This window comes from Kitasatospora sp. MBT63 (assembly GCF_000710465.2).
In the GTDB taxonomy this organism is placed as follows: Bacteria; Actinomycetota; Actinomycetes; order Streptomycetales; family Streptomycetaceae; genus Kitasatospora.
Window position 1 is genome coordinate 40,658 of sequence record NZ_JAIZ01000669.1, and the last position, 4,347, is coordinate 45,004.

General features: G+C 73.9%; 4 protein-coding genes. 1 reads left to right on the forward strand and 3 read right to left on the reverse strand.

From position 1 onward, the window contains the following. The 3 genes from AA75_RS35145 to AA75_RS35155 form a co-directional block, all read right to left on the reverse strand. Window positions 1-1,164 (reverse strand): ribonuclease D (locus AA75_RS35145; RefSeq protein ID WP_063794508.1); only part of this gene is annotated, 1,164 nt, incomplete at its 3' end. A gap of 181 nt (window positions 1,165-1,345) precedes the next feature. Further along, window positions 1,346-2,062, reverse strand: coding sequence for a response regulator transcription factor (locus AA75_RS35150; protein WP_033824426.1), 717 nt, complete (start codon window positions 2,060-2,062; stop codon window positions 1,346-1,348). Between the two features lie 307 nt (window positions 2,063-2,369). Further along, window positions 2,370-3,020, reverse strand: a complete 651-nt coding sequence (locus AA75_RS35155; RefSeq protein ID WP_033824427.1) for a DUF3000 domain-containing protein — start codon at window positions 3,018-3,020, stop codon at window positions 2,370-2,372. Window positions 3,021-3,265: 245 nt separating this feature from the next. Here AA75_RS35155 and hemE point away from each other — a divergent pair, with 245 nt between their 5' ends. Beyond that, window positions 3,266-4,282, forward strand: coding sequence for a uroporphyrinogen decarboxylase (gene hemE / locus AA75_RS35160; RefSeq protein ID WP_233289325.1), 1,017 nt, complete (start codon window positions 3,266-3,268; stop codon window positions 4,280-4,282). Window positions 4,283-4,347: the final 65 nt, after the last annotated feature.

Here is a 4,347-nt window from a genome sequence, read left to right on the forward strand (position 1 = left end):
GAGCCGCCGGAGGGCCGCCGAGACCTGCTCCGCGCTCGCGTCGGCCGGCGGCTCCCAGGCCACCCGGCGGACCAGGTCCGGGGTGATCAGGTTCTCGGCCGGTAGGTTGTGCTCCTCGGCCAGCGCGGCGACCGCGGCGCGGGCGGCGGTCAGCCGGGCCGCGGCGACCGGGTCCTTGTCGGCCCAGGCGCGCGGCGGCGGCGGCCCGTCGTGCGGGGCGGAGGACGGCGGCAGCTGGTTCTCGGGGATCTCCCGGGCGCGCTGGAGGGCGGCCAGCCACTGGTCCAGTTGCTTGCGGTTGACCCGCGGCCCGAAGCCGGAGACGGCCAGCAGGGCGGGCGCGTTGAGCGGCATCGCCAGGGCGGCGTTGACGATCGCCACGTCGGGCAGCACCCGGCCGGGGGAGACGTCCCGCTCCCGGGCGATCCGGTCACGGGCCTGCCAGAGTTCGCGGACCGCGGCGAGCTGGCGCCGACGGCGGACCTTGTGCAGCTGGGAGGTGCGCCGCCAGGGGTCGACCCGCGGCGCGGGCTTGGGCGCGTCGGCCAGTGCGGCGAACTCCTCCAGCGCCCAGCCGAGCTTGCCCTGGGCGTCCAGCTCCCGCTCGAGCGCGTCCCGCAGCTCGACCAGCACCTCGACGTCGAGCGCGGCGTACCGCAGCCACGGCTCGGGCAGCGGGCGGGTGGACCAGTCCACCGCGGAGTGCTCCTTGGCCAGCGAGAGGCCGAGCACGTTCTCGGTCATCGGGCCGAGACCGACCCGGGGGAACCCGGCCAGGCGCCCGGCCAGCTCGGTGTCGAACAGCCGGCGCGGACGCATGCCGACCTCGGAGAGGCACGGCAGGTCCTGGGTGGCGGCGTGCACCACCCACTCGGTGTCGGCCAGCGCCTCTCCGAGCCCGCTCAGGTCGGGACAGGCGATCGGGTCGACCAGCGCGGTCCCGGCCCCGGCCCGCCGCAGCTGGATCAGGTAGGCGCGCTGGCCGTAGCGGTAACCGGAGGCCCGTTCGGCGTCGACGGCGACCGGACCGGTGCCCGCTGCGAAGGCCGCGACCGTCGCGGCCAGCGCGTCCTGGTCCGCCACCACGGGTGGCAGCCCCTCCCTCGGCTCGAGGAGCGGGACCGGGGCTGTCTCTTCTGGGATGGCTGCTACGGCGTCGGTCACCCCCCAAGGGTACGACGGTACCCGCGCCCGGGAGTGTTGTCGGACTGGTCAGACCGGGTTCCGACATATGCCCCGGGCGCGGGCGGGCAGGTCGCAGGGGGAGGGACGGTGAAAAAGACGGCGGCCCGGAGGAAACGTTCCTCCGGGCCGCCACCACTGTGTCGGGCATGTGTGGAGCGGGTCAGTGGATGATGCCGGTCCGCAGTGCGACGGCGACCATGCCCGCCCGGTCACCGGTGCCGAGCTTGCGGGCGATCCGTGCCAGGTGGCTCTTGACCGTCAGTGCGGACAGGCCCATGGCGACGCCGATCGCCTTGTTGGACTGGCCCTCGGCCACCAGCCGGAGCACCTCGACCTCGCGGCCGGACAGCTCGCGGTAGGCGGAGGACTGCGTCCCGGGTGCGCCCGGCGCGCCGGGCGCACCCGGGGCTCCGGCCGCGCCGGGGACGCCCGGCATACCGGGACGGCGCATCCGCCCGGCCATCCCGGCCGCGCCCAGCGGCATGCCGGGACGGCCCGGCATCGCCACGTTGGTGCGGGTGCCGGTGACCACGTATCCCTTGACGCCGCCGGCCAGCGCGCTGCGGACCGCGCCGATGTCGTCGGCGGCGGACAGCGCCAGACCGTTCGGCCAGCCCGCGGCGCGGGTCTCGGCCAGGATGGTCAGCCCGGAGCCGTCGGGCAGGTGGACATCGGCGATGCAGATGTCGCGGGGGGTGGTGACCCGGGGACGGGCCTCGGCGATCGAGGAGACCTCGATGACGTCGCGCACACCCAGGGCCCACAGGTGGCGGGTGACGGTGTTTCGGACGCGCGGGTCGGCGATGACCACCATGGCGGTGGGCTTCGTCGGACGGTACGCGACCACGTTTGCGGGGTGCTCGAGAAGGACCGACACCAGGCCTCCTGTGGGGAGTGGCGGACGGAACCCCGAGGGGGCGGTCGGAGTGTTCCGCGTGTGGAAAGGGTCACTGACACCTTCGGCAGCATGCGTGCCCGGCTTTAGCGAATGATCACGATCTAGTGAGTAACAATACGGACAATTCGCGCAGATGATTGATACGACATGCCCGGAAATCGCACAGACTCGATCGATTTCGAAGCCCGATGGTCACGTCTGACCAGGTAATTGACACAGAGCGCGACGGAAGTCACACTCCGTCAGTCCTGCGGGTGGCGCTGCGGTGAGCGCGGCGTGACGTCCCTCAGTGGGGGCGCGGGCGACGGCGCGCGGGCATCGGCACCACTCCGCCGAGTGACGGGGCGTCGGCTGCCGGGAGCGGCGCGGGCACCGCCGGCGGCAGGCCGGCGCAGATGCACAGCAGGTCGCCCCAGGCGGCCAGGTGCCGTTCGAACCGGCCGTCGGACGGGGTCCAGGAGGCGCGCAGTTCGATCTCGGTGGACGAGGGCCGGTCGGCGAGCGCGCCGAAGTACTGCGAGGCGCAGTGGCTCACCGTGCCGCCCGGCGCGGTGTACCCGGCGCCGTGCGCCTGCAGCGCGTCCATCAGCCAGGACCAGCCGACCTCGGACAGCATCGGGTCGCCGGCCATCTCCGGCTCCAGCTCGGCCCGGGCCATGGTGACCACCCGGAAGTCCCCGTTCCAGGGCTCCTGGCCGGCCGGGTCGTGCAGCAGCACCAGCCGGCCGTCGGCCAGCTCCTCGCCGTCCACCTCGACCGTCGCGCCGATCGCGTACGCGAACGGGGCCAGCCGGCGCGGCGCGGGCGTGGCGGAGAGCACGAGCTCGGGGCGCAACCTGGCCCCGGCCAGCGCCTCGACCGCGTCCTGGAACTCGATCGGCGCCGACTCCTTGCCCGTTCCTCCACCGTGTGCGGGGTGCCCGCCGACCGCTGCCATGGTCTGAAGACTAGGTGCCCCGGCGCCGCATTCCGAGCACCTTTCGCAGGTCCGGCGTGCCGGAGCGGCCGCACAGGGGGGCATCCCGGCCGCATCTTGGACGAAAGCACCACTTCCCGGGGCCGGGCGCGCGCGGGGCGCGTGCGAAGATTTGGAGCGTGAGCGAGACTTCCGCGGCCACCCCCGCAGCCCAGACCGGTCAGCAGCCCCTCGCGCGCCGGGGCGCCGCGTACGACTCCGCCTTCCTGCGGGCCGCCCGCGGTGAGCCGGTGCCGCACACCCCGGTGTGGTTCATGCGGCAGGCCGGCCGCTCGCTGCCCGAGTACCTGAAGGTGCGCGAGGGCATCCCGATGCTGGACTCCTGCATGCGGCCCGACCTGGTCAAGGAGATCACCCTGCAGCCGGTGCGCCGGCACAAGGTGGACGCGGCGATCTTCTTCAGCGACATCGTGGTGCCGCTCAAGGCAGTCGGCATCGACGTCGAGATCAAGGGCGGCGTCGGCCCGGTGATCGCCGACCCGATCCGCACCGCCGCCGACCTGCAGCGGCTGCGCCCGCTGGAGCCCGACGACATGCCGTACATCACCGAGGCCGTCGGCCTGCTGGTGGACGAGCTGGGCGGCACGCCGCTGATCGGCTTCGCCGGGGCGCCGTTCACGCTGGCCAGCTACCTGGTCGAGGGCGGCCCGTCGAAGAGCTACGAGAACACCAAGGCGATGATGTACGGCGCGCCCGAGCTGTGGGCCGAGTTGGTCGACCGGCTGGCCGTCATCACCTCCGCCTTCCTGAAGATCCAGATCGAGGCCGGCGCCTCCGCGGTCCAGCTCTTCGACTCCTGGGCCGGCGCGCTGGCCCCCGAGGACTACCGCCGTTCGGTGCTGCCGGCCAGCGCCAAGGTGTTCGACGCGGTCGCCCCCTACGGCGTGCCGCGGATCCACTTCGGCGTCAACACCGGTGAGCTGCTCGGGCTGATGGGCGAGGCGGGCGCGGACATCGTGGGCGTCGACTGGCGGGTGCCGCTGGACGTCGCCGCCGAGCGGGTCGGCCCCGGCAAGGGCCTGCAGGGCAACCTCGACCCGGCCGTCCTGTACGCCCCCACCGCGGTGGTCGAGGCCAAGGCCCGCGAGGTGCTGGACGCCGCGGCCAAGGCGGTCGGCGACAGCCACCACATCTTCAACCTCGGCCACGGCGTGATGCCGAGCATGGACCCGGACGCGCTGAGCCGGCTGGTCGCCTTCGTGCACGAGTCCTCCGCCCGCTGAACCCGCGCGGGCCCGGCCGCCCGCCCCGCCGCCGCCCGGCCGCCCGCCCCACGGGGGCGTGGCAG

What these genes read in the sequence shown, in the direction of transcription:
- AA75_RS35155 (WP_033824427.1), bottom strand. Translation starts at nt 3,020, where the DNA reads ATGGCAGCGGTCGGCGGGCACCCCGCACACGGTGGAGGAACGGGCAAG.